Origin of the sequence: Paenarthrobacter sp. PAE-2, assembly GCF_026013155.1 — a bacterium.
Taxonomy (GTDB): domain Bacteria; phylum Actinomycetota; class Actinomycetes; order Actinomycetales; family Micrococcaceae; genus Arthrobacter; species Arthrobacter ureafaciens.
Genome location: NZ_JAPDNV010000013.1, coordinates 1 through 25,188 on the forward strand (window position 1 = coordinate 1; position 25,188 = coordinate 25,188).

Sequence of the window (25,188 nt, forward strand, 5' to 3'; positions counted from 1 at the left end):
GCAGGAACACGCTCAAGGGCCATCACGGCGACGGCGCCGGCGTCCTCGGCAATACGGGCCTGCTCGACGTTAACGACGTCCATGATGACGCCGCCCTTGAGCATCTCAGCCATACCCCGCTTAACGCGGTTGCTGCCCGTGACGCTGTTCGCGGACGAACCGGCTTCGTTGCTTACATCTGGTGTAGACACAAAAACCCCTATGGGTAGATAAACGACCTTCTGACCGGCAGCACACAGCAGAGGACCGCAATCAGCGCACACCGGGTTTTCAGGTCAAGGTGACCAAGTACTAGTAATACTAGTCGCACCACGCAGGCGCGCAGTACTTGTATTACCCGGCAGGATCGCCTTAATGGGGCTTCAGCAGGACAGCTGCACAAAAGCCGCAGGCAAGGTCTGGTCAGATGCCAGTTCCCTTGGTGTCGGCCAGCGCTTGCCTGTGAACTGCGGCCATCCTCTGGACGATCGTGATAACGCTTGCAATGGCAAGCAGGACCAAGGTGGCGAAGAGAACCACCTGCGGTAAACCCAGTCCCGTCAAACCGGTGACCAGGAGGACTGAAGCCAACCTTTCAGCCCGCTCGGCGATGCCCACGCTGGCGCTGTACCCGAGCGACTCGGCCTTGGCCCTGACGTAGGAAACCACCATTCCCAGCACAAGGCAGATGACCGCGGCGAAGCCGATGGCGGGATCGCCGCCACCTGTGAAGAACCAGATGGTGATGCCGGCGAAGATCGCGCCGTCGGCCAGCCGGTCGAGGCTGGAGTCCAGGAAGTTGCCCCATCCACCGCTCCTGCCGTGAAGCCGCGCCATGATCCCGTCCACGACGTCGGAGAAGGCAAAGATTGCGATCATCAGCGACCCCCACCACAGATGCCCCAGGGGATAAAGGACCAGGCCGCCGAAAATGACGCCTGCGGTGCCGACAATTGTCACGGCGTCGGGCGATACGCCCATCTTGAGGAGCCAACGGGCGATGGGAGTGAAGAGTGATGTGAAGAAACCGCGCGCATGCCTATTGAGCATTCGACTACCCTGGCCAGGCTTCGGCCACGAGCTTGCGGACTTCATCGAGAGTCTGCGTGATGGCCTTGGTTTGGGCAATGATCGGGAAGAAGTTCCCGTCTCCGCCCCATCGTGGAACCACGTGCTGGTGCAAGTGCGCGGCAATGCCGGCCCCGCCGGTCACGCCCTGGTTCATGCCCAGGTTGAATCCGCTCGGGTTGGAAACCTTCCGCAGTACACGCATTGCCGTCTGGGTAAGCTCTGCGAACTCTGCTGTTTCTTCAACAGTGATGTCCGTGTAGTCAGGCACGTGACGATAGGGGCAGACCAGCAAGTGCCCCGGATTATAGGGAAAAAGGTTGAGCACGACGTAGCACGTCTTGCCCCTGTAGACGATGAGCGATTCCTCATCCGAACGCGTTGGACCAACACAGAAGGGGCAGTCATCCTTGTTCTTGAACTGGTCCTGCCCACCCTTGATGTAGGCCATGCGGTGCGGAGTCCACAGGCGCTGGAAAGCGTCCGGGACGCCGGCGAGCCCAAACTCGTCGGTTACGTTTGAGTCGCCGGGGTACCCGGCTTCCGCGCCTGTGTTCTCCTGCACCGTATCTACATCCGTTCCGTTAGCTCTCGCGGTTCTTCACGGCGTCGACGATCCTGCGGACAGCCTCAGCCACCGGCACGCCGTTGTCCTGGCTGCCGTCACGGAAGCGGAAGGACACGGCGCCGGCCTCGGCGTCCTCGCCACCTGCGATGAGGACAAAGGGAATTTTGTCCTTGCTGGCCGTACGGATTTTCTTCGGGAAGCGATCCGACGAGATATCAACCTCTGCCCGGATGCCGGCAGCCTTCAACTGGTCAACGACGTCGAACATGTAGTCGTTGAAAGCTTCGGCCACGGGAATACCTACTACCTGGACCGGAGCCAGCCACGCCGGGAAAGCGCCGGCGTAGTGTTCCGTGAGCACGCCCATGAAGCGTTCAACCGAGCCGAACAGTGCCCGGTGGATCATCACAGGACGCTGGCGGGTACCGTCGGCGGCCTGGTACTCGAGTTCGAACCGCTCGGGGAGGTTGAAGTCCAGCTGGATGGTGGACATCTGCCAGGTACGTCCCAAGGCGTCCTTGGCCTGGACGGAGATCTTGGGGCCGTAGAAAGCTGCTCCCCCGGGATCCGGCACCAGTTCCAGACCTGAGGCTTCGGCAACCTCTGCAAGGGTCCGGGTTGCTTCTTCCCAAGTGGCGTCGTCTCCAACGAACTTTTCCTCGTTCTTGGTGGAAAGTTCCAGGTAGAAGTCGTCAAGGCCGTAGTCCTTGAGGAGGCCCAGGACGAAGTTCAGGGTGGTGGTGAGTTCGTCCTTCATCTGCTCGCGGGTGCAGTAGATGTGGGCGTCGTCCTGTGTCATGCCACGGACGCGGGTCAAGCCGTGCACGACACCGGATTTCTCGTACCGGTACACGGAGCCGAACTCGAACAGCCGCAGCGGCAGTTCCCGGTAGGACCGGCCGCGGGAACGGAAGATCAGGTTGTGCATGGGGCAGTTCATCGGCTTCAGGTAGTAGTCCTGGGCCGGCTTGCGGACTGTTCCATCCTCATTGAGTTCGGCATCCACCTGCATGGCCGGGAACATGCCGTCCTTGTACCAGTCCAGGTGACCGGATACTTCGTAGAGGTGTCCCTTGGTGATGTGCGGGGTGTAGACGAACTCATAGCCGGACTCCACGTGCCGCTGGCGCGAGTAATCCTCCATGGCCTTGCGGATGATTCCGCCCTTCGGGTGGAAAACGGGCAGGCCGGAGCCGAGCTCGTCCGGGAAGGAGAAAAGATCCAGTTCCACGCCAAGCTTGCGGTGGTCGCGGCGCTCCGCCTCCGCAATGCGTTCCTGGTATGCCTTCAGCGCATCCTTGGTGGGCCACGCCGTTCCGTAAATGCGCTGGAGCTGCTGGTTGTTCTGGTTTCCCAACCAGTAAGCGGAAGAGGAACGGGTCAGCGCGAAAGCGTTCGAGATCAGCTTGGTGTTGGGAAGGTGCGGACCACGGCAGAGATCGCACCAGACGGTATCGCCGCTCTTGCGGTCCACGTTGTCGTAAATGGTGATGTCGCCTGCGCCGACCTCGACGTTGACGCCTTCGGCGGAGTCGCCGGCGTCGTTCTTTTTTCCGAGCAGTTCAAGCTTGTAGGGCTCGTTGGCCATGGCTTGGCGGGCTTCTTCTTCGGTGACCACGCGGCGGACGAACTTCTGGTTCTGGTTGATGATCTTTTGCATCATCTTTTCCAGCTGGCGCAGGTCTTCCGGAGTGAACGGTTCAGCGACGTCGAAGTCGAAGTAGAAACCGTCGGTGATGTAGGGGCCGATGCCGAGCTTGGCATCGGGCCGCAGCTGCTGCACAGCCTGGGCCATGACGTGGGCGGTGGAGTGGCGGAGGACATTGAGGCCATCAGGGGACTCGATGGTGACGCCCTCGACGCTGGCGCCGTCCGCGAGGGGCTGGTCAAGGTCCTTGAGCACACCGTCAACACGGGCTACAACAACATCGCGGCGCTCGAAGAAGAGTTCCGCGCCTGTAGTCCCCTCCGTCACCTTGGTCTCTTCGCCATCGACGATGAGGGTGATCTGCTGGGCATCTGACACGGGTGTCTCCTATTCATAGTGAAGGCTTCATAGCTTGTGGCGTACGGGGACCACAGCCAGCCATCGTCAATCGTATCGGTTCCCGTCGAGGGCGGCCAAAGCAGCACGCCGGTCCCGGAACCAACTGCCGTTCAGCTTCCAAGACCCGTAATGGCAAGGTTTCGACTGATGCCGTCAAGCGGCCCTGGCAGGAATCTTTCCCGTGGATCAACGACGCCGGAACCTGGCTTTTCGGGGAACGGCAGGGTTTCGGGGTGGCTCAGGTCCCAGGCTTTGGTGGCACTGAGGCTGATCCCCTTGGGTCCCGTCCTTCGTGTTGTTCCGCGGATCAGCAACAACCTGGTACCGAACAGGAGGGGTCCTGACTCTTCCTGGGCCTCATGGAAGAAGACGCTGTCAATGCAACCTGTGCCGTCATCAATACTGATGAACACCACACGCCTTCCTCCCCGCATGGGTGGCGTTTGGGTTGCGACCCGGACCCCGGCCACCAGGACTTCCGTACCGTTCCGCAGCCCCAGGAGCTTGTCCGCCGTGGTTACTCCCAGTATGTCCAGTAATGGCCTGTGGCTCTCCATCAAGTGCTCGCTGACGTCCACGGCCATCAGGTCCAATTCAGCGCGGACATTGTCCACCAATGTTGGTGCAGGCAATGCCGCCGGCAGGTTCCGGAGCTCCACATCACCCAGGGGAAGAGCCAACTGCCCGTCGATGACCTTGGGCTTTTTGGCGGGGGAACTTTGCAGGGCCTGCAGATGCTGCACCAGATCGGCCCGGTTGGCCCGGCTCCCCGAATCCTTATGGAGATGGTCGAAGGCACCCAATTGGGCCAGCCTCTTGATGTTGGGCTTGCTGATCCTGGCCCGCGTCCGGAGATCCGCTAACGAATCGAAGGGCTGGCCCGCCACGATCCGCTTCAGCTCCGCACCGGACAAGCCGTAGATTCCGGTCAGGCTCAAGCGGATCCCCAGCCTGCCGGCCTGGGGACCTTCCTGGATTCGTTCAACGCGATACTCAGCCTGGCTTCTGTTGATGTCCAAGGGAAGGATGGGAATGCCGAGTCTCCTGGCCTCTGAAACCAACAGCCGTTTCGGATACATCCCGGGATCGTGTTCCCACAGGCCGGCAAGGAAGGCTTCCGGATGGTGGGCTTTCAGCCACGCTGATTGGTAGGTGGGTACCGCAAAAGCGGCTCCATGCGCCTTGCAGAACCCAAAACTTCCGAAGGCTTTCAGCGTCCCCCAGACCTTGTCCACTACGTCCGGGGAATACTTTTTGATGGCTTCCTTCCGGAAATAGGCTTCAACTCCGGGTTCCCGGGCCTCATCCCCCAACGCCCGGCGGAACTCGTCAGCCATGGCCAGTCCGCATCCCGTCATGACGTCGAAGGTCTTCAGGATTTGCTCATGGAAGACCGTCACGCCGTGGGTTTCCTCAAGAACCGGCTTCAAATCAGGATGCGGGTAGGACTCGGGGGCAAAGCCGTGCCGGTGTTCAAGGAAGGGCCGGACCATATCCGATTTCATGGGCCCGGGCCTGAACAATGAGATATCGATGATGAGGTCGTTGAATTCCCGGGGTGCCATCTTTCCGATGAGTTCGCGTTGCCCCGGAGACTCGATCTGGAAGCAGCCCAGAGTATGGGTGCTCCGGATCAATTCGAAGGTTGCCTCATCATCGAAAGGTACGGCGTTGAGGTCGATTCTGCCGTCGCTGGAAATGTAGTCCGGACCTTCACCCCCAGGTCCTGTTTGATGGCCGCCTGCGGCAACGACTTCCGCCTTTCCGGGATGGATCCTGATGACTTCGCGCACTGCAAACGCCATGGCGCTTTGCATCCGGACACCCAGGACATCCAGCTTCAGCATGCCCATGGGGTCCATGTCGTGTTTATCGAACTGGCTCATCGGCAGACCGAGTCCGCTCGGCTGAACGGGTGTCCTGTCCAGGAGTCCGGCGTCTCCCAGGATCACGCCGCAGGGATGCATGGAGATGTGCCGGGGCAAGCGGTCCAAACGCTCGGTGAGGTCCACCAGCAAATCCAGCTGTTGGTTCGTGTCCAGGGAGCCGTGGTCCCTGCCGGCCTCGATTCGTTGTGCAAACTGGCGCAATTCCGGCTTTTCAATCAATGCTTCCCTGAATTTTCGGGCAGAGAATCTCCACAGCTGTTTGGCGATTTCCCCGACTTCGCCTTCATCCATTCCCAAGGCCATCCCGGCATCCCGGACGGCTCCACGGGCACGGTATCCGTTCTGCATGCTCATCAGGGTCACCCGTTCGGACCCAAACCGGTCAAAGATCTTTCGGTAGACGTTATGGCGTTCGGCGCTTTCCACGTCTATGTCAATGTCCGGCAGGGTGGACCGGTGGCCTGAGAGGAAACGCTCGAAAATGAGGTCGTGACGGAGCGGATCCACCTGACTGATGTCAATGAGGTAGTTGACCAGGCTCGATGCTCCTGAACCGCGTGCTGCCACGCGAACTCCCATGTCCAGGATCATCTTTGAAACTTCGGCGACAGTGAGGAAGTAGGAGGCAAAACCCAACGTGGCGATGATCCTGAGCTCGTGTTCCAACCGCGAGCGCATCTTTTCATGGGCCTTGCCGGTGATTCCCGGATAGCGTCGGCCGATTCCTGCTTCACAGCGTCTGGCCAGTTCGATCATGGGGTCTTGGTCTATGCCAATGATGGAGGCTTCGGGCACCACCGGTTTCTTCCAGCCCATGTCCTGCACCGGATCGATCCTGCATTTGTCTGCGAGCGCCTCGGTGTTGGCAAGGAGCTTGGCCAGTTCGGCGCTTCCTTGCCCTGAGGAGGACATGTTTTCCTTGCCGAGTTTCATCATGTCCCCGGCGGGTTTGAGCCATCCCTGCCCTGTTGGTTGAAGCTGGGGTGTTGGTTGAAGCCGGGGTGCTTCGAATAGTTCGGGAAGTGATTTCAGGGTTCGGGCAGAGTCCAGGACATCTGCCGTTGCTGCGCCGTCGAGTGCGCAGTAGCGGACGGCGTTGGTGAGGATGGCGGGGATGTTGTATTCGAGCGCGAGTTTGAGCATGCGGACGGCGTGGGAGGTGCTGAGGGGTTCTCCCGGGGGGCTGAGGTGGGAGACGGTTTCGGCGACGATGGTGCCTTGGGGCATGGCGTCTATCCATTGTTTGAAGAGGGTCCGGGGGCGCAGGTATTTCCTGCCGCCCATGGCTTTGCCAACGTCCGAATCGGGGCCTATCAGGACAGTGAGGACAGGCTTGAGTGTCTGAGGGTCCAGGGTCCTTGAGGCGAGTTCTGCCCTGGTGACTGCCACGGGGACTGTTCCTCCGGCTTTTCCGGAGGTCCGGGAATGGGCATCGGAGATGAGGCGGCAGAGGGCACGGTAGCCGGCGCCTTGGTTGTGGCCGTGGGCGAGTACTACCACCCTGCCGGCTGTTTGGGTTCGGTGGTCGCCGTCGTCATCGAGGATGGCGAGGTCGACGCCGACGATGGGGTCGATGCCTGCATCCATGCATGCTTTGAGATGTTTGATGGTTCCGTAGAGGCCGTCGCGGTCAGTGCAGGCGAGGGCGGTGGCGCCGTAGGCGGCTGCTGCTTGGGCAAGTTCCTCGGGCCAGGAGACGCCGTAGTGGGCGCTGAAGGCTGTTGAGACGTGGAGGTGGGTGAAGCTCAAGGGTCAGGCCGCTTCCTCGGGTTCCGCTGCACTGCTTGGTGCGGCGTCGTGGATGCGGATGACCCGCCATCGGCCGCTTCCTAGGTGGCGGACGAGGTCGAGGGTGATGTTTTTTACGGTGTCTTCCGGTTGCCTGCCGGGGTGGGTCCCCGAGTGTGGGGCCGGCACCAGTTGGACGCGCCAGATTTCGTGGTCCACGAGCCCGGCTCCTGTGCCCAGTGGCGCCCGGGTCTCTTCGAGCCACCATTGGCGTCTTTCATACCAGCGGGAGGGTTCTGCACAGACCTGGTAGTCGCGGCCTTGCCATCTGACGTCCTGTGGTTGGCCATCCTCAGTGCAGATGACGTTTACGGACTCGCTGAACAGTCCCATGTGCACGCTCCTTACACCGCAAGACAGATAACCGTTATTCGAAAGTATGTTCGAATAATAGCTAGTTTACGACGCCGGAACGGCAAAACCTACTCAGGGGTTGGCACCTTCTTCCGCCTTGTGGCGACTCGTCGTCCTGCGCTTTTGAGCAAGAGGTCCCGCAGCGGATGCATGGTTTCTGCGAGCGCCACCCTCCCCATCAGCGATGATGCGATCCGAAGTTGCTGGGTGGGCAGTACTCGTTGCTTGTTGTAGGCCGCAAGCGCTTGTTTGCGGGGCAGTTCGTTGAGGAGCCTTCCCAGGGTGACTGCGTCGACCAGGGCTTCGCAGGCTCCCCTGCCAAGGTTCGGCGTCATGGCGTGGGCGGCATCCCCCAGCAGCACGATGCCTTCCTTGGCGTAGCGGGCCATCGGCGGGGTTGTCCAGATTCTTTGGGCGAGGGATGTTTCGGGGGTTGCCTCCCTAAGGACGTGCTGCACCGCCGGCGAATGGTATTGGAAGATGTGCCTGGTCAATGCCAGGGCTTCTTCCACGTCAACTTGGTCAGGCCCGAGGCCGGACCGGAAGGAGGCGTACCAGTTGGTCCCCGATCCCGTGGGGGCGAGCCCGAAGAGCGTGCCGCTCCCCCAGTATTCTCCGACGTCGGACGGTGACGGCTGGGAGGGGATGACACCCCTGACGGCCAGGAATGGCGTGGGACGTGCTTGGGTGCGGCTTCCCCAGGCTTTCCGGCGAATGATGCTGTGGACTCCGTCGGCGCCCACCAGCAGCGCGCCGTTGTTCGGCAGCTCTGCCACTTTTCCGGTGATTCGGGTGACCGACGGCGGAACAGCGGAGTCAAGCATGCGGAGCAGGCCGGGCCGTGAGATGCCCATGAGCACGTTGCCTTGCATGGCGAGCATGGGATGGCCCGAGGGGTCGCGGAGGGCGCCTGAAGCCAGCCGGGCTCCTGCCGCCTTCAGCGTTTCCAGCAACCCGAGTTCCGCCAAAGCCGCTTGGGCGCCGGACCACATGGCCAGGGTTGTTCCCACGCCGGGCAGTTCGGGCCGTTGCTCGTGGATGGTGACGTCGAACCGTCCGGGATCAAGCCGGGCCGCGAGTGCCAAACCGGCAATTCCACCCCCAATGATGTCCACTTTTTCCATGGCCACACTCTACTACTACATTTGTAGTAACACCATGGTTCAAGGCTAGACTTCGACCATGCCGGACCGACGCACCGAAATAGCCGACGCCGCCGTGGCAATCGTCGCGGCCAAGGGCCTCAAAGGCCTCACCCACAGGGCAGTTGACGCCCAAGCGGGCCTCGCCGTCGGAACCACGTCCAACTATTTCCGCAGCCGCGCCGCCTTGGTGGCTGCCGCCGTCGATCATGTGGAAGCGCGCGACGCCCGGCTCCTGCGGGATCAAGGAATGGAACGGCTCCCGACGACGGTGCCGGAGTTGGCAGACCAACTCGCCGGCGCGGTCCTGGCGCTTGCCGGTGAACACGCCGATCTGACCCGGGCAAGGTTCGCTTTTGCCCTGGACCGTCCCGAGGTCGTCTCCGCCGGTCACGAACGCATGGTTTCCGGCCTGGAGCACCTGCTCCAGGCGATGGGACTGCACGATGCGAGATCCCGGGCAGAAGCTGTTGCCGATTACAGTGACGGCTTGGCATTGCATCTGCTGACGGCCCGGCACGGACAGGAAATGGAGCGTTCAACCGTGGCGGACAACGTCCGGCGCCTTCTGGAAGGATGACCTGCAAGGGGTGGACGCAAGCCGGTCCGCAGAGCAACATGGTGGCATGAGCACCCAAGACGCACTCCTGAAGCAGGTCAGCATCACCGCCACGGACCAAAACCTGGTGGCGCGTTTCGAACTGGACGGCAACGTCCCTGATTCCGGCGCCTACGTCGTGGGACTGGTAGCCGCCAACGAAGACTACTCCAATCAGCGAAGGCTGGGCATCGAATTCATGAATGGTGAGGCGATCTCGTTCTTCTCCTTCAACCACGCCCTGAGCGCGGAGGAAAACTACGACATCAAAGGTGTGGAACATTCGGGAAACGTGATTACCGGAAGTTTTCCGGCCTCCGCCATCCAAGGGCTTCCCAAAGGGCATGTGATGACTGCCTTCAGTGAAGCCGACGGGCGTGACTTCCAGTCCGGCGTACCCGTCAAGGAAGAGTTCCAGGAAGCCTAAAAGGGCAGTACTCAGAAAAGCGCTTGGACCGGTTCGATAAGTTCCGGTGAGTTGTTTCGGACATTTCCGACGGCGGCGCCCACCGCATCCAGCGTCCAGTCCGCTGCGGCATCATGGGCGCGGAAGCGGACCATCCGGACGAGTTCTTCAGCGTCTTTTTCCTTGGGATCCAACCAGGCTTCCATTGTGTCTTTGCTCATGGGCAACGGGACCCGGTCATGAAGTGCCGTCAATTCATCGAAAACGGAAGCACTGCGCCGCGTTCGCGCTGATTCCGCCGTCGGGGTGTCTGCGGTGATGATCGACATCGACAGCAGCCACCGTGCGGGATCGTCTTCGGGCAGCGACTGATCCCGCCACCACTCATACAGGCCGGCGAAGACCACGCCCCCGCCGTTTCCGGGGTGGACATAGTAGGGCTGCTTGTTCTTGCCCTCGCCCTTTTTCCATTCGTAGTAGCCATCGGCAGGCACTGCGCAACGCCTGGCAACCGCAGCCTTGCGGAATGACGGTTTCTCAAGGAGGGTCTCGCTGCGGGCGTTGATCAGGCGGGCGCCGCCCTTGGCATCCTTCGCCCACGACGGCACCAAGCCCCACTTCGCCACATGCAGCTGGCGCTTGACGGACTCCTCCACCACGCGTTCCAGAACGATCGGGACCGTGTCCGTCGGAGCAACGTTCCATGACTTTTCGAGGGCGACTTCCTTCTCCAGTTCGGCGTCGAACTCGGCCAGAAGGTCACCCACGGCACGGGCCATGACATAGCGTCCACACATGCCACTCAGTCTGCCTTGTCCACGCCCCGCACACCAGCACCGCAGCCGGAGCTGCCCCGTCCGTAACCGGCGTTCGCACGGAGCCGGGAATTATTCGCCGTCACGTTACCGTTGATACCAACGAACCAACCAGCGTGAAAACGACCAATACCTAGGAGAGCTCTGTGGATTTCACCCCCGACTCCGGCACCATCACCATGTTCTCGACCACTTGGTGCGGATACTGCAACCGCCTGAAGAAGCAGCTTGACGCCAAGGGCATCGGCTACACCGAGATCAACATCGAGGAAGTCGAAGGCACCGCCGAACTCGTCGAGCAGCTCAACGGAGGCAACCGCACTGTCCCCACCGTTCTCTTCCCTGACGGCACTGCCGCCACCAACCCTTCAGCTGCCGAAGTCGAAAACCGCCTCGCGGCCTAAAGCCCGCCAGTCGTTGGCCGCGTAGGACCACGCAACAGGCCCGCCACGGAACAATCCCTTCCCTGTCTGCCACGTGTGATAGACAGAATGGGAATCCGTAGCGGGCCTTGCTGCATTAACGTGCCGCATGGGACAGGCTCGCGCTCCGCCAGTCCGAAGGGAATGTTCATGGTCCACGCAGTCAAAGGCGTCGTCGTACGCTCAAAAGGGGCGCCCGCAACCCTCGAAACCGTCCTGGTCCCCGAACCCGGGCCCGGAGAAGCCCTGGTGGACATCCTGACCAGCGGCGTCTGCCACACAGACCTGCACTACAAGCTCGGCGGCATCAGCGATGATTTCCCGTTCCTGCTCGGCCACGAAGCAACCGGCGTAGTCAGCGCCGTCGGCCCCGACGTCACCGACGTCGCACCCGGTGACCGCGTCGTCCTGAACTGGCGGGCCGTCTGCGGCAACTGCCGGGCCTGCAAGCGCGGCGAGCCCCAGTACTGCTTCAACACGCACAATGCCACCCGGAAGATGACCCTCGAGGACGGCACGGAACTCTCTCCCGCCCTGGGCATCGGCGCCTTCATCGAAAAGACCCTCGTGGCCGCAGGCCAGTGCACCAAAGTAGACCCCGACGCCGATCCCGCCGCCGTCGGACTGCTCGGCTGCGGCGTCATGGCCGGCTTGGGCGCGGCACTGAACACCGGCGGCGTCAAGCGCGGCGACTCGGTGGCCGTCATCGGGTGCGGTGGTGTTGGCGTTGCCGCCATCGCCGGTGCCGCGCTTGCCGGGGCCACAACAATCATCGCCGTGGACATCGACCCCAAGAAGCTCGAACGCGCCAAGGACCTCGGCGCAACCCACACCGTGGACTCATCGGCAGGGGACCCCGTGGAAGAAATCCGGGCCCTGACCGGCGGCTTCGGCGCGGATGTCGTCATCGACGCCGTCGGACGCCCCGAAACCTACAAGCAGGCCTTCTACGCCCGCGACCTCGCCGGAACAGTCGTCCTGGTAGGCGTTCCCACCCCGGAGATGAAGCTCGAACTCCCATTGCTGGACGTCTTCGGCAGGGGCGGATCCCTCAAGTCCTCCTGGTACGGGGACTGCCTGCCCTCCCGCGACTTCCCCATGCTGGTGGACCTCTACAAGCAAGGCAAGCTCGACCTCGACGCCTTCGTCACCGAACGCATCACCATCAACCAGGTGGAAGAGGCGTTCGACAAGATGCACGAGGGCGCCGTCCTGCGATCGGTGGTGGAACTGTGACGTCCGGAAGCAACGTCAGGATCGACCGCGTCGTCACCTCAGGTACTTTCTCCCTGGACGGGGGAACCTGGGAGGTGGATAACAACGTCTGGATCATTGGCAACGACACCGAGTGCCTCGTCATCGATCCGGCCCACAACCCCGCCGAAATCGCAGAGGCCGTCAATGGCCGGAAGGTCACCGCGATCCTCCTGACCCACGGCCACGACGACCACATCCGCTACGCCGGAGAATTCCGCGAGCTGGTCAAGGCACCTGTCCACCTGCACCGGGACGACTGGATGCTGTGGCACGCGGTTTTCCCCGACCAGGACCCTGACAAGGCGATCGAGGACGGTGAGGAGTTCACTGTTGCCGGTGCCACCCTGAAGGCTCTCCACACTCCGGGCCATTCCCCCGGATCGGTGTCGTTCCTCCTCCCGGGCCACGGAAAACCGACTGAAGCAGGAGCGAGCGTCAACACTGTTTTCAGCGGAGACACCCTCTTCCAAGGTGGTCCCGGCGCTACCGGACGGTCCTACAGCGATTTCCCCACCATCATCGAATCCATCCGGACACGGCTCCTCTCCCTTCCTGAGGACACCGTCGTTCTGACCGGCCACGGCGAGTCCACCAGCATCGGCGCCGAAAAGCCGCACCTGGACGAATGGATCGCACGGGGTCACTAGCCCCCATCACGTCCGGAGGCCGGCTGCTGCTCCAAACACCGGGGCGGCAGCCGGCTCCAGCCGGATAATCACCGACTTGGAAGCCGGGGTGTTGCTGCCCTCGGCCGTCGACTCCAAGGGCACAAGCACGTTGGCCTCCGGGTAGTAGGCCGTCGCGCAACCCCTGGCACTGGGGTACGCCACCAAACGCAACCCGCGCAGCACACGGTCAACGCCGTCGTCGGCTTCGCTGTGAACGTCAACGTACGCGCCATCCGCGAAACCCAACTCCGCCAAATCCCCGGGATTGACCATCAACACCATGCGCCCCTTCTTGATGCCCCGGTACCGGTCATTCATGGTGTAGGTGGTGGTGTTGAACTGGTCATGGGCACGGACCGTTTGCAGCATCAGCCGCCCCTGGGGCACCGTGATGGTTTCCAAGGCGTTCACCGTGAACATCGCCTTGCCTGTGGCGGTGGGAAAGGTCCGGCTGTCCCGCGGCCCATGTGGAAGGACAAACCCGTCCACCGCGCGGATCCTCGTGTTGAAGTTTTCGAAGCCGGGCACAACGTGGGAAATGTGTTCCCTGACGGAGTCGTAGTCCCGCCGCATGCCGGCCCAATCAACCGGCACTTTGCCGCCCAAAACCGCCTCGGCCATCCTGGTGACGATCGCAACTTCGGACAGGACCTGTTCCCCGATCGGCGCCAGCCGGCCCGCGGAACGATGGACTGCGCACACCGTGTCCTCGACCGTGACGAACTGCTCCACTCCGCCCTGTACATCGATTTCCGTACGCCCCAAGGCAGGGAGAATCAGGGCCTGCTCCCCCGTCACAGCGTGGGAACGGTTCAGCTTGGTGGAAATCTGCACTGACAGCCGCGTCTTCCGCACAGCGTCCTCGGCTACCTCAGTGTCCGAGATCGCATGGACCAGGTTCCCGCCCAAAGCCACCAGCACCCTGATGCTGCCATCCCGCATGCCTTTAATGCTGTCCACCGAATCCACCCCGGGTTTCCGTGGCGGTTCGAATCCGAACTCCTCCTCCAGCGCGTCCAGGAACCAGGCAGGCATTTTCTCCCAGATGCCCATGGTCCTGTCACCCTGGACGTTGCTGTGACCGCGGATGGGTGAAGGACCGGCTCCGGGCTTACCGATGTTTCCGCGGAGCAGCAGGAGGTTGATGATTTCCTTAATGGTCGCAACGGCCTTCTTGTGCTGCGTCAAGCCCATGGCCCACGTGATGATCACCCGCTCAGCCCGGATGTATCTCTGTGCCAACTCGTCGATCTCTGCGCTCGTCAGCCCTGTGGCAACCAGGACGTCCTCTTCCCGCAATGCCGCCAACTGGGCGGCGAAACCCACAAAACCGCTGCAGTGACGGTCAATGAAAGCGCGGTCGAGCACCGTCCCGGGTGCCGCTCGTTCAGCATCCAGGACGCGCTTGGAAACGGCCTGCAACAACGCCATATCACCGGCAAGCCGGATTTGCAGGAACTGGTCGGCCAAATCCGTCCCCCTGCCCATGAGCCCAAGGGGCTTCTGCGGATTACGGAAGTTGATCAAGCCTGCTTCGGGCAAAGGATTGACCGCAACAATCGATGCACCCGCACGCTTTGCCTCCTCCAGCGCGGTCAACATCCGCGGATGGCAGGTCCCCGGATTCTGGCCCAATATGATGATCAGGTCCGACTTCGCAAAGTCCGTGTAGGTGATGGCTGACTTACCCACGCCGATGGTCTCCCCCATGGCCACGCCGGTGGATTCGTGGCACATGTTGGAACAGTCCGGAAGGTTATTCGTCCCAAAAGCGCGGACAAAGAGCTGGTACAAGAACGCAGCTTCGTTACTGGTCCTGCCACTCGTATAAAAGGTGGCTTGGTCCGGATGATCCAGGCCGTTGAGCTCCCGGGCAATGACCTTGAAAGCTTCGTCCCAGGAGACTGGAACATAATGGTCCGAGCCGGCCGCCTTGAAAACCGGCTCAACCAGCCTGCCCTGCTGGCCCAGCCAATACTCAGACCGTGTCTCCAAGGAAGCCAAGGAATTCTCTCCCCAGAACGAAGAAGGAATCCTCAGGGGTTCGGCCTCCCAGCCGATGGCTTTGGCCCCGTTTTCGCAAAACTCGGCGGCTTTCCGTTCCGGCGGATCGGGCCAGGCGCAGCTCATGCAATCAAAGCCGTCCTTCTGGTTCACCGCGGTCAAGGTCTTCCAGGCCCGGGCGGGTCCCATCCCGGCCAGAGCATGGGGCAACGTTTCGCTGAGGCTGGGCAATCCTGCCGCCGAGCGTTTGGGCCGCCCGACCGTCAGTTCAGCGTCGGTGTCCTGAAGTGGGTGCTTCTTCCGTGCCATCGTTCCACCGGAGTTTCAGTCTTGGCGATGTTACGTTTTCAATCTATGCCTGTGCCGTCGTTCAGGCGAGCAATGCGCGGAAGTCGCCGTCGACGATGTGCCCGTAACTTTGGTAAGCCTCGACCACTGCGTCCTCAACTGTCTTGACGTCAAGGCCGGGGAGGAGATCGTTCGCAGCACCCGCCGTCGCCGGGTCCCACTCAAGGCCCAAGGCCGCATAGCTGGCCGTAAGGACCTCACGGATGGGCGCGGAATCCTCCACAACGATCACGGAACTGAACAACCATCCGCCTGAAACCACGCGCTGCGCCGTGCCGATGAGCTTGATGCGGTGCTCCGGCCAATCCAGTGATTGTCCATGGACGCTGAACTCGCCGGGACAGTACTCGCCCGCGATTTCGCCGACGGCGGCATGAACGCCAACCCTGCGCAACGCGCCGGCCAACAGCTCACCGAACTGCGAGAACCGCGCCTTCGCCTGAACGATCGCGTCCGGGTGCGGCTCAATATGGTCAATGACGAGCGTGCCTTGATGATAGGCGGCCGCCCGCCCGCCGGCCTTCCGGACCAGAGGCTCGAAGCCCAGCCGCCGGCAGGAATCTGCTGCCGCTGCGAATCCCGGGAGGTTCGCATCGCGCTGGCCGAACGCCACCGTAGGAAGCGGCCGGTAGAGCCTCAGCAACGGACCCAGACGGCCGCTCCGGGCGCGCTGCAGGAGTTCGAGCGCGAAGTCGAGGTCCTCGGCCGCACCCAGCGATTCAGGCTGCCGGTAGACAGTAAGACGAGGCAGCTGCGGCGTTGAGGAGTCCTGCTCAGTCATCAGCTCTTCCTCAGCGTCAGGATCTGCTCTGCCCTGCCAAAGGGGCCCGAGTGGTCGTGCAGCACCGAGGAAGTCAGGCCGATTCCGTCAGAACCGAAGGACACCCTGTTATCCAGGCCAAGCCATTCACCGGCCGGTTTCCGGTACATATGAATCTGAAGGTCCACGTTGGGGAAAATGTAGCTGTCCTTGCCCGGAGGCACGCGTGCGGCGATGCCGTTGGCTGTGTCCACCAGGCCCATCAGGCGGGCAACATCGGAGCTGTCCTCCCTGTCCGTCAGTGGATGGGCTGTCCGGATCCAGACCCTGCCCGAACCCGGCCGGTGTCCTTCAGCAATGCGCATTTCCAGGGAGCTGATGTACCCGCCGGGCCAGACGCTCGCCCCATCCCAGGGCTTGCATTCATCCGGCGCAGGCATCGGTTCGTCTTCGACGGCGGCTATGGCGCTGGTGTCGCTGGTGATGATCCGCCATGCTGTGGCCCTGATAGCCACCCGGCCGGCAGCCGTCAGCTCTGCCTGGACCAACTCGATGGTCCGCCCCGGGCGCAGGGTTGAGGTGGTGACTTCGAAAGTACCTCCCGGGATCAAACCCAGGATTTCGTAGCTGATGCGGGCCATACGGACGTCGTCGCGCGGTTCGTGCCTCAGGAGGGCATCGGCCATGATGCCGGACGCGGGTGCCATGTGCTGTTCGTGCGGGTTCCAGGCGCCTTGCGCGTGGATCGTTGAACGGTACAGGCCGTTACCCAGCGATTCGTAGTAGAAATCCCCCTGCGCCAGTTCCGGTAATGCAGTAGACAAGCCGAGCCTTTCGCCAATATCGCATGTGAACTCAGACCACTGTATCCGCTGATTGGCCCTGTATCTGCCGCTTGGAGTCCGCACTCGAGTTATAACCGCGGCGCGGGAGTCCGGGGCTCCTAGGATGAAGGCATGGACCTTCGTGATGCCGCCCAGGAGCTGTACGCCGTGTTGCCCCGCGACTTCACCGCCCGCCGTTCGGAACTGGTCCGCGAAGCCAAGGACGCAGGCGACAAGGAGCTTGCCAAGGACATCGGAAAGCTGGGCAAACCGGCCGCCGGCGCCTGGGCAATCAACGCCTTGGCTGTTCACAAGCCCGAGGTGATTGACGGCGTCGTGCGCTTTGGAGCTTCCCTGCGGGCCGCGCAGGAGGACGGCGACGCGGACGCTTTCCGGCAACTGGGCCTGCAGCGTCAGGGCGAGCTGACGGGCGCCGTGCACGATGCCAAAGACCTGGCAGCGGAGCTGGGTTTCCCGCTGAGTGCGGCGGCAGCTGCCGACGTCGAACGGACGTTCCGGGCAGCGATGGCCGACGCCGGTGCTGCCGCCGCCGTTGCCACAGGGCGGCTGGTCCGGGGGCTAAGCGGCAGTGGATTCGAAGAAGTTGACCTGGACGGTGCCGTGGCAGGTGGGGAGTTCAAACCCGAGCCGACGTCCCAACCCGAGGGACAGTCCAAACCCAAGCCTCAGTCCCAACCCGAGGGACAGTCCAAACCCGAGAGCCAGTCCAAACCCGGGGCCCAGCGCGAGCCCAAAGCGAAAGAGAAGAAACCCGGGGAAGAAGCCACCTCTTTGGCTGAGCGTCGTGCTGCCAAGAAGAAGGCAGCCCTCGATGAAGCCCAGGCGGAATTCGACGCCGCAGAGTCCGAAGCGCAGGCAGCTGACGAGGCGGCGGCTCAAGCGTGGAACGCGGTCAAGGAGATCGAGCGTAGGCGCAAGGACGTGCAAGCGGACATCGAAAAGTGCAGGAAGCGCCTTGCTTCCCTGGAAGCCGATCTCATCGGGATCACGAGGGACGCCGAAGCGGCCGAGTCCGACAAGAAGCGCGCGGTACGGGCCGCTACCCAACAGCGACGCGCCGCGGACCAGGCCCGGCGGCGCGTCGAACGGTTGGGTTAGCTCTGCTTCTTGCCCACTGTTTTCTGCAGGTTGTGGGTGGCCGGACCTTCAAGGTAGGTCCCGTCCGGCGTGAACCTTGAACCGTGCAGGGGGCAGTCCCAGGACTTTTCGGCGTCATTCCACGTCAGCAGGCCGCCCAAGTGGGCGCAACTGGCAGAAACCCTGCACACCTTGCCGTCTACCGTGGAGACCGCTGCAGGCTCACCTTTGTACAGGCCGACGACGCCGCTCCCCTCCGGCGGCCGGGTTTCGTCCGTGATCTCCGGGTTGCTCCGCACCTTTGCCTTGTCTTCCACCATGCGTTTGGCTATCCCGGCATTGAGCCGGACCGCCTGGGCCGCACCCTGCGGGGACGTCACCCGGTGGTGGATGACAGTGGCCCAATCCGACTGGCCGCCCAGGATGTCCTGGGTGATGGACAACGCCGCGGCCACCCCGTTGCTCATGCCCCACTTGTTGTAGCCCGTGCCGAAGAAGATCCGGCCATGGCCCCTGGGCAGCTTGCCGAAGAAGGGCATCAGGTTGGTGGCCTGGTAGTCCTGCGCAGACCAGGTGTGCGTTACCTCGGCTCCCGGGTAGTTGTCCCTGGCCCAGCCCAGCAACGCATCCAGGTGCGCTTGGGGAGACTTCGCCCGGCCTGCCGGATGTCCGTACCCGCCGACCAGCAGCAACTCATGGCCCTCGGGTGTTGGATAGGTCCTCTGGGAACGGGTGGGCGGGTCCATGGACAGGTACATCCCGGTGGGAATTGTCGCGTCTCCCGGCAAGCGCAGGGCTGCCGCATAGGAGCGGTTGGGCTCAAGTTTGGCGAAGTACAGGCCGCGGTCCAGGATCGGAGTTCCCGTGGCCACCACCACCGTGTCCGCTGTGAAAGTGCCTTTCCGGGTGGTCACTTCCATGGGCTGGCCGGAACCAACGTTCTGGACCTGGACGCCTTCGACAATCAGGCCACCGTGCTCGCGGATGTCCTTGGCCAGCGTCTCGAGGACGTCCATGGGATTGATCTGGGCCTGGTCTTCGAGTTCCAGTGCCTCCATCACGGGGAACGGCAGGCCGGCATCCTTGCTGAAATGGACATCCAAACCGGCATCCCGCGAAACCGCAGCCTCCTTGCGGAGCCGCTGGCCGCCGTCGTCACTGGTTGCGAAAGTCACCGCCGTCCGGGTCTGGAAGGGGATACTCTGCTGCTCCATGTACTGCGTCAGCCAGGCCTGGCCGGTCCGGTTGGCTTCGACGTAGGCCTGGACCACCTTCAGTGAGTACTGGTTTCTCAGGGCAGACAGGGCACCGCCTTGGAGGAGGCTCAGTTTTCCGGTCGTATTGCCGGTGGTGACGGCACCCAGTGTCCGGGCTTCGAAGACCACCACCTTCTGCCCGGCCCTGGAGAGCAAGAGCGCGGCCACCAGACCGGTCAGGCCGGCTCCCGCCACTATCGTGTCGAAGTGCTTGTCCTCGGGAAGATCATCAGAACGGAATGCGGATACACGGTCCAACCAGAGTGACTTCATCGAACAACCTGCCCCTTCAATTCACAAAAAATTGCCTTTGGCATGCGTTGTTGGAAACGCTAGGCGTGTCCTCATCGCTTATCAAGGGTCGAGGTCACTGGTCACCACGGCGGCCGCCCTCCTCAGTTCCGGGTCCGGATCGGCAGCCCATCGCGCGAGGACCCTCTCGGCTCGGAGGCGGTTCTGTCCATCAAGGCGCTGAACCAGGGGCAGCACGACGTCCCGGGCCAACGGATCCGTCAATTCCTGGCTGCCGGCGTTCCGGAAGAAGCCTTCCAGGCGGGTCAGGTCCGTGTTGTCCAGCAGCGGCGCCTTCGACTGCAGCAGAACCACCGCCGCAAGCCTCCGCTCAAAGACGGGCTCGGCCCAGAGTTCCGAGCTCAGCGCCGTGATCTGGTCATGGTCCAGGTTTTTGTAGCGTTTGAGTGCGTCCCGAACGGTTCCGCGGACAGCACCCACGGAGGCACCGTAGACCTTCAAGCCCGGACCTACCCGCTCACGGATCGCAGAGGCCTTCTCCCACGAGGACTCGCGCTGCAGGGTGTAGTCGATGAATTCACCGGCATCACTCACACGCCTATTCTGTCAGTGCCTCCGCCTAACGTGGTTCCACCAGCCACCGACAGGAGAATCATGCCCTCGCAGGAGCTTGCCGAAACCGAAGCATCCTTCCCGGGAGTACCCCCGGCTTCATCCATGCCCAGTTGGTACCCGGTTCTGTTGCAGACGGTTGCCAAGGAGGTGCACGTTGGGCGTACACGCGCGGCCGCGGCCGCCAACAGTGAACTGCTGCAGTCCTATTGGAGCATCGGGCGGCACCTTGCCGAGCGGGAAACTGAGCAAGGGTGGGGCGCCAAGGTCGTTACACGGTTGTCGGCAGATATCCGCACACGCTTTCCCGAGGCCAAAGGCTTCTCCCCCAGGAACCTGCGATACATGAAGAGCTTCGCCCAGGCCTGGCCGGACTTCCCGATGTTGCAAGCGCCGCTTGCAACATTGCCCTGGTATCACCAGATCGCCCTGCTGGAAAAGCTCGACGACGGCGCCACACGGCTTTGGTACGCGGCGGCAGCTGCCCAACACGGTTGGTCGCGCAACGTCCTGGTCCATCAGATCCAGACGCGCCTTCACGAGCGGTCGGGCCAAGCCATCACCAACTTCGCTGCCACCATGGTTCCTGCTGATTCGGACCTCGCACAGCAAGCCACAAAAGATCCGTACGTCTTTGACTTCCTGGCCATGACGGACAGGCATTCGGAGCGGGAGCTGGAGCTGCAATTGGTGAAGCACGTTGAGAAGTTCCTGTTGGAGCTGGGCCAGGGTTTCGCCTTTGTGGGCGAACAGGTCAGGTTGGAGATCAACGGGGACGAGTTCTTTGCCGACTTGCTCTTCTACCATCTAAAGCTGCGTTGCTACATGGTCATTGAGCTCAAAGCCGTGAAGTTTGAGCCTGGTTTCCTTGGGCAATTGGGCATGTACATGGCAGCCGTTGATGACCTGATGGCACACCCGGACGACAAACCCACCATTGGCCTGTTGCTGTGCAAGGAAAAGAACAGCGTGGTGGCCGAGTACGCGCTGCGGGGATTCAACACCCCCATTGGCATTGCTGAATGGCGCACCTCGCTGGCCGATTCCTTGCCGGATGAGATCGTCTCCAGCCTGCCGAGCATCGAAACCTTGGAGGCTGAGTTGGCCGGCGAGGCCGAGCGGCTGGGTGGCTAGGGGGCTGGCGCCCGGGCTCAGACGATCAGCCGCCCGGAGGCTGGCTGACCTGGCTGAAGTCCGGTGGTGCGACCAGCCACAGACTGCCCTTGATGCAGTCCTTCTCCGTCCAATTGTCACGTGGCGCATTGACGTGCCCGCCGCCGAGCTCAACCTCGGAGCCTGAACGGACCACCGGATGCTTGTCCGCGTCGACGACTTCGAAGGCTTTGCCGTCTCCCTGCGTGGAATAGCCTTGGGGCCACACCAGCGTGTAGACATCGGACTCAATACCGCCGGGATGTGCGTAGACGCAACCATTCGCATCCACGCTCAATGTGCCCGTGAAGGCCGCGTCCATGGCGCTGTCCTGGTGGGACTCTACCCGCCCCTCCGCCTCTCAGCCATCAATCCAAAAATGTCAGTGCCTCGTGTCATCGTAAAGATATGAGCGACGGCCGGGAGTTGGTAACCACACCACCGGGCCTTGTGCTGTCCGATTTTCAGGACTCTCTCAGCACCGGCGTCATCAGCAAAGACCTGATAGATCAGCTTCGTGTTTTGGAGGATATGAAGTCGGCGATCTCGGCGTTGCAGGCCAGAATCGCGGTGGCTTTCGATCTTGCCCAGCGGCAGGAACAAGCCGACGCCGGAGTCCCGGCCAACGAACAAGGCCGCAGCACCGCTGCCCAGGTGGCCCTCGCCCGCCGTGAATCACCCAACAAAGGCTCCCGGCTCCTCGGCCTGGCCAAAGCCCTCGTCACTGAAATGCCCCGCACGCTGGCCGCCCTCCAAACCGGCAAACTCAGCGAATGGCGCGCCACGCTCCTCGTCAAGGAAACTGCTTGCCTCTCGGCTGAGGACCGCTGCGCCGTGGACGAAGAACTCGCCGCGGACACCGGCACGTTCGAGGGCGCCGGGGACAAAACCATCATCAGCACCGCCAGGGCAGCTGCCTACCGCCGGGACCCCCGCTCCATCACCCAACGCGCAGCCCACGCCGCCACCGAACGCCATGTCAGCCTCCGGCCGGCACCGGACACCATGACCTACCTCACCGCGCTGCTGCCAGTCGCCCAAGGAGTTGCCGCCTACAAGGCCCTGACCCAAGCCGCCGCCACTGCCCGCAGCAACGGAGACACCCGCACCAAAGGGCAAGTCATGGCCGACACTCTCACCGAACAACTCACCGGCACACGGCACGGATACACGGGCATCGACCTGCATCTGGTCATGACCGACCGCACACTGCTCCAAGGCGACTCCACCCCTGCACGTCTCACCGGCTACGGCACTGTCCCCGCCGAATGGGCCAGGAACTTGCTCACCACCGAAAGAAGACCCACCGACCAAACCTCCGGCGGAGGGACAAGCAACCCGGATCCCGAATTCAACATCTGGCTCCGGCGCCTCTACACAGCCCCCGCAACCGGCGAACTCCTCGGCATGGACTCACGGGCCAGGTTCTTCCCCGCCAGTATGCGACGCTTCATCGATACCCGTGACCACCTCTGCGCCACGCCCTACTGCGACGCGCCTATCCGCCACTACGACCACATCATCCCGTGGGCCTTAGGCGGCAAAACTACCCTTGCCAACGCCGCCGGGCTCTGCGAAAACTGCAACCACACCAAACAAGACCCCGGCTGGGCCACCGCGCCTGCCAGGGGGTCCAGACACAGCTTCCACATCACCACCCCGACCGGCCACACCTACCATTCCACCGCCCCGCCGCCACCGGGACACGAGGGCGTCAGCTCGCGGGATCGTACTGGAATTCCCTGAGCTCTTGCGGACAGCGGCATGCCACGGCAATCTTCGCTGCCCACTCGATCGCATCTTCGCGGGACGGCAATTCCAGGACGGTGTACCCGCCGTTAGGAACCGTGTGCCTAGGATACGTACCGGGCTCTACCATGCCATCGCCCGAGACCCGCACGGGTTCAACGTCTTCATTGATGCCGCCACCGAAGACGTAAACCCCTGCTGCTTTGGCTTCCTCGATGACGGCGTGGGCAGCATCAGCGACGTCCTGAAACTCCCCTTCCGGAATCATCATGGCTTCGCTTGGGAACGAGATCAGGTACTTGGTCATGTGGACCGCCTTCCTAACGTCAAAGCCCCTCACGCCGGTCAGCGCAAGGGGCTTTGAAACTACCAGAGATCGACAGGAGCCTAGAACTCCCAGTCCTCATCCTCCGTGTTCACAGCCTTTCCGATCACGTAGGAGGAGCCCGAGCCGGAGAAGAAGTCGTGGTTCTCGTCGGCGTTGGGTGACAGGGCGGAGAGGATGGCCGGGTTTACGTCGGTGACGGATGCCGGGAACATGGCCTCGTAGCCCAGGTTCATGAGGGCCTTGTTGGCGTTGTAGTGCAGGAACTTCTTGACGTCCTCGGCCAGGCCGACGCCGTCGTAGAGGTCATGGGTGTACTGGACTTCGTTTTCGTACAGCTCGAAAAGGAGCTCGAACGTGTAGTCCTTGATCTCCTGCTTGCGTGCCTCGGAAACCTTCTCCAAGCCCTTCTGGAACTTGTAGCCGATGTAGTAACCGTGAACGGCCTCGTCGCGGATGATGAGGCGGATGAGGTCGGCAGTGTTGGTGAGCTTGGCGCGCGAGGACCAGTACATGGGCAGGTAGAAGCCCGAGTAGAACAGGAAGCTCTCCAGCAGGGTGGAGGCGACCTTGCGCTTGAGGGGATCGTCGCCCTGGTAGTAGTCCATGACGATCTGTGCCTTCTTCTGCAGGTTCTCGTTCTCGAGCGACCAGCGGAAAGCGTCGTCAATCTCCTTGGTGGAGCACAGCGTGGAGAAGATGGACGAGTACGACTTCGCGTGCACCGACTCCATGAAAGCGATGTTGGTGTACACAGCTTCTTCGTGCGGGGTCAGCGCATCCGGAATCAGGGAGACAGCGCCCACGGTGCCCTGGATGGTGTCCAGCAGGGTCAGGCCCGTGAAGACGCGCATGGTCAGCTGCTGCTCTTCCGGTGTCAGCGTGTGCCACGACTGGACGTCGTTGGACAGCGGCACCTTCTCCGGCAGCCAGAAGTTGTTGACCAGGCGGTTCCAGACTTCCACGTCTTTCTCGTCCTGGATCTTGTTCCAGTTGATGGCCTCGACGTGGCTCAGGAGCTTCACTTTCTCAGTCATTTGTCGTTTTCACTTTCTCGCATGAGCTTGGCTTGTGCTGCATCGTCGATGCAATGCTGACAGGTGGGCTTCACGATGCCCTTGTTAGTGTGATGGCGGGTGTGGGCGCTTCGGCGGCTGAATGGCTTTGGTACACCTCTCCGTGCCGCTGACATCTTGGCTCGCGTTTCGGCGCTGGCTGTCTTTCCGTAGTTTGGGTTGCCTTCACCCGTGAAGGCTTCGGAAAGCGCCTTACGTGCCTCTGCCGGCATGGTGTGCCCGAAACCTGGATGATCCGGACCGAACCTCCCAAAATTAGGATTGTCTGGTCCCACAAACGTGCCCTTGCGCTGCTCTGCCCACTTCTGACGCTGCTCCGGTGAATGCGACATGCCAAAGAATGGATTATCCTCACCGAATCGACTCAGACCTTTGCGCCCTTTGGATCGTAGACGAGCAGCATCACGCATTTCGTCCGTCCAGACCACTCCGGTCGGGCCCAGCCCACCATCTGAGAGATTCAGCAGACGATCACCTTGGCTTCTCAAGTAAGCGATCCAGTCAACCTCGGCCTGTCCAAGCTGATCCAATCCTTCGAGCCAATCGAGTTCATCGGCTATCAGGTCTGCGGGATTCTGTTTTCTGACCCAGTCGTAGAACGGAGTTTTGCGGCCTTGAGCTGCAACCCTGAGATGTTGGTGGAACCGACGGCTGGCGGTCTTGGTCGTGATTCCGACATAGCGGTACTCAACCTCGCGGCGAAGCCTGATGCCATAGACCAAGCCGCCTGT

24 protein-coding genes and 1 pseudogene are annotated in these 25,188 nt (G+C 62.1%); 8 read left to right on the forward strand and 17 right to left on the reverse strand.

The genetic code is table 11. From position 1 onward, the window contains the following. The 7 genes and pseudogenes from OCL88_RS10190 to OCL88_RS10220 all read right to left on the reverse strand — a co-directional run. Positions 1-191, reverse strand: a pseudogene (locus tag OCL88_RS10190) (pyridoxal 5'-phosphate synthase lyase subunit PdxS); the annotation flags it as partial. 211 nt (positions 192-402) lie between these two features. Further along, positions 403-1,029 carry a phosphatidylinositol phosphate synthase gene (gene pgsA, locus OCL88_RS10195; RefSeq protein ID WP_264962428.1) on the reverse strand — a complete coding sequence of 209 codons (627 nt, stop codon included), beginning with the start codon at positions 1,027-1,029 and terminating at the stop codon, positions 403-405. A 4-nt stretch (positions 1,030-1,033) separates the two neighbouring features. Beyond that, positions 1,034-1,612, reverse strand: a complete 579-nt coding sequence (locus tag OCL88_RS10200) for an HIT family protein (RefSeq protein ID WP_021470638.1) — start codon at positions 1,610-1,612, stop codon at positions 1,034-1,036. 19 nt (positions 1,613-1,631) lie between these two features. Continuing rightward, positions 1,632-3,641 carry a threonine--tRNA ligase gene (thrS, locus tag OCL88_RS10205; protein WP_021470639.1) on the reverse strand — a complete coding sequence of 670 codons (2,010 nt, stop codon included), beginning with the start codon at positions 3,639-3,641 and terminating at the stop codon, positions 1,632-1,634. 131 nt (positions 3,642-3,772) lie between these two features. Next, on the reverse strand, positions 3,773-7,300 hold the full coding sequence (locus OCL88_RS10210) for a DNA polymerase III subunit alpha (RefSeq protein WP_264962429.1): 3,528 nt from the start codon (positions 7,298-7,300) through the stop codon (positions 3,773-3,775). A 3-nt stretch (positions 7,301-7,303) separates the two neighbouring features. Further along, complete coding sequence (locus OCL88_RS10215; RefSeq protein WP_021470641.1) at positions 7,304-7,672, reverse strand: DUF6504 family protein; 369 nt, start codon at positions 7,670-7,672, stop codon at positions 7,304-7,306. Between the two features lie 89 nt (positions 7,673-7,761). Then, a complete protein-coding gene (locus OCL88_RS10220) occupies positions 7,762-8,817 on the reverse strand; it encodes an FAD-dependent monooxygenase (protein WP_264962430.1) in 1,056 nt (351 codons plus the stop codon). A 58-nt stretch (positions 8,818-8,875) separates the two neighbouring features. On the opposite strand from OCL88_RS10220, the gene OCL88_RS10225 reads away from it, so the two are divergent. Together OCL88_RS10225 and OCL88_RS10230 are read left to right on the forward strand one after the other, a co-directional pair. Beyond that, positions 8,876-9,415, forward strand: a complete 540-nt coding sequence (locus tag OCL88_RS10225; protein WP_264962431.1) for a TetR/AcrR family transcriptional regulator — start codon at positions 8,876-8,878, stop codon at positions 9,413-9,415. Between the two features lie 46 nt (positions 9,416-9,461). Beyond that, on the forward strand, positions 9,462-9,860 hold the full coding sequence (locus OCL88_RS10230; RefSeq protein WP_264962432.1) for a hypothetical protein: 399 nt from the start codon (positions 9,462-9,464) through the stop codon (positions 9,858-9,860). An 11-nt stretch (positions 9,861-9,871) separates the two neighbouring features. Here OCL88_RS10230 and OCL88_RS10235 read toward each other — a convergent pair whose 3' ends face one another. Further along, complete coding sequence (locus tag OCL88_RS10235) at positions 9,872-10,636, reverse strand: SOS response-associated peptidase (protein WP_413775459.1); 765 nt, start codon at positions 10,634-10,636, stop codon at positions 9,872-9,874. A 164-nt stretch (positions 10,637-10,800) separates the two neighbouring features. Between OCL88_RS10235 and OCL88_RS10240 the strand changes: the two genes are divergently transcribed. The 3 genes from OCL88_RS10240 to OCL88_RS10250 all read left to right on the forward strand — a co-directional run bounded on the left by OCL88_RS10240 (position 10,801) and on the right by OCL88_RS10250 (position 12,980). Next, the gene (locus tag OCL88_RS10240) at positions 10,801-11,058 is read left to right on the forward strand and encodes a mycoredoxin (RefSeq protein WP_021470646.1); all 258 of its coding nucleotides are present in this window, start codon (positions 10,801-10,803) and stop codon (positions 11,056-11,058) included. 168 nt (positions 11,059-11,226) lie between these two features. Continuing rightward, positions 11,227-12,312 (forward strand): S-(hydroxymethyl)mycothiol dehydrogenase, encoded by a 1,086-nt coding sequence (locus tag OCL88_RS10245; protein ID WP_031215982.1) that lies wholly within the window; start codon positions 11,227-11,229, stop codon positions 12,310-12,312. After that, a complete protein-coding gene (locus OCL88_RS10250) occupies positions 12,309-12,980 on the forward strand; it encodes an MBL fold metallo-hydrolase (protein WP_264962433.1) in 672 nt (223 codons plus the stop codon). Before OCL88_RS10245 ends, OCL88_RS10250 begins: the two co-directional genes overlap by 4 nt. A gap of 6 nt (positions 12,981-12,986) precedes the next feature. Here OCL88_RS10250 and OCL88_RS10255 read toward each other — a convergent pair whose 3' ends face one another. The 3 genes from OCL88_RS10255 to OCL88_RS10265 form a co-directional block, all read right to left on the reverse strand. Continuing rightward, on the reverse strand, positions 12,987-15,314 hold the full coding sequence (locus OCL88_RS10255) for an FdhF/YdeP family oxidoreductase (RefSeq protein ID WP_264962434.1): 2,328 nt from the start codon (positions 15,312-15,314) through the stop codon (positions 12,987-12,989). 61 nt (positions 15,315-15,375) lie between these two features. Further along, positions 15,376-16,134, reverse strand: coding sequence for a biotin/lipoate A/B protein ligase family protein (locus tag OCL88_RS10260; protein ID WP_264962435.1), 759 nt, complete (start codon positions 16,132-16,134; stop codon positions 15,376-15,378). Then, positions 16,134-16,937, reverse strand: a complete 804-nt coding sequence (locus tag OCL88_RS10265; protein ID WP_264962436.1) for a thioesterase family protein — start codon at positions 16,935-16,937, stop codon at positions 16,134-16,136. The genes OCL88_RS10260 and OCL88_RS10265 overlap by 1 nt, the downstream gene beginning before the upstream one ends. A gap of 132 nt (positions 16,938-17,069) precedes the next feature. Here OCL88_RS10265 and OCL88_RS10270 point away from each other — a divergent pair, with 132 nt between their 5' ends. Further along, positions 17,070-18,056 (forward strand): hypothetical protein, encoded by a 987-nt coding sequence (locus OCL88_RS10270; protein WP_264962437.1) that lies wholly within the window; start codon positions 17,070-17,072, stop codon positions 18,054-18,056. Here OCL88_RS10270 and OCL88_RS10275 read toward each other — a convergent pair. Both OCL88_RS10275 and OCL88_RS10280 read right to left on the reverse strand, forming a co-directional pair. After that, on the reverse strand, positions 18,053-19,564 hold the full coding sequence (locus OCL88_RS10275; RefSeq protein WP_264962438.1) for an FAD-dependent oxidoreductase: 1,512 nt from the start codon (positions 19,562-19,564) through the stop codon (positions 18,053-18,055). The two genes, OCL88_RS10270 and OCL88_RS10275, sit on opposite strands and share 4 nt — an antisense overlap. 81 nt (positions 19,565-19,645) lie before the next feature. Beyond that, complete coding sequence (locus OCL88_RS10280) at positions 19,646-20,137, reverse strand: DNA alkylation repair protein (protein ID WP_264962439.1); 492 nt, start codon at positions 20,135-20,137, stop codon at positions 19,646-19,648. A 60-nt stretch (positions 20,138-20,197) separates the two neighbouring features. On the opposite strand from OCL88_RS10280, the gene OCL88_RS10285 reads away from it, so the two are divergent. Next, on the forward strand, positions 20,198-21,289 hold the full coding sequence (locus OCL88_RS10285) for a PDDEXK nuclease domain-containing protein (RefSeq protein ID WP_264962440.1): 1,092 nt from the start codon (positions 20,198-20,200) through the stop codon (positions 21,287-21,289). Between the two features lie 25 nt (positions 21,290-21,314). Here the strand turns inward: OCL88_RS10285 and OCL88_RS10290 are convergent, their stop codons facing one another. Further along, positions 21,315-21,629: a hypothetical protein gene (locus OCL88_RS10290; RefSeq protein ID WP_264962441.1), complete on the reverse strand. Its 315-nt coding sequence runs from the start codon at positions 21,627-21,629 to the stop codon at positions 21,315-21,317. An 86-nt stretch (positions 21,630-21,715) separates the two neighbouring features. Here OCL88_RS10290 and OCL88_RS10295 point away from each other — a divergent pair, with 86 nt between their 5' ends. After that, positions 21,716-23,053 (forward strand): HNH endonuclease, encoded by a 1,338-nt coding sequence (locus tag OCL88_RS10295; RefSeq protein WP_264962442.1) that lies wholly within the window; start codon positions 21,716-21,718, stop codon positions 23,051-23,053. Here OCL88_RS10295 and OCL88_RS10300 read toward each other — a convergent pair. The 3 genes from OCL88_RS10300 to OCL88_RS10310 form a co-directional block, all read right to left on the reverse strand. Further along, a complete protein-coding gene (locus OCL88_RS10300; protein ID WP_264962443.1) occupies positions 23,022-23,363 on the reverse strand; it encodes a YciI family protein in 342 nt (113 codons plus the stop codon). The genes OCL88_RS10295 and OCL88_RS10300 overlap by 32 nt on opposite strands. A gap of 80 nt (positions 23,364-23,443) precedes the next feature. Beyond that, positions 23,444-24,418 carry a class 1b ribonucleoside-diphosphate reductase subunit beta gene (nrdF, locus tag OCL88_RS10305; RefSeq protein WP_062096967.1) on the reverse strand — a complete coding sequence of 325 codons (975 nt, stop codon included), beginning with the start codon at positions 24,416-24,418 and terminating at the stop codon, positions 23,444-23,446. After that, the gene (locus tag OCL88_RS10310; protein ID WP_264962444.1) at positions 24,415-25,179 is read right to left on the reverse strand and encodes an NUMOD3 domain-containing DNA-binding protein; all 765 of its coding nucleotides are present in this window, start codon (positions 25,177-25,179) and stop codon (positions 24,415-24,417) included. The genes nrdF and OCL88_RS10310 overlap by 4 nt, the downstream gene beginning before the upstream one ends. Positions 25,180-25,188: the final 9 nt, after the last annotated feature.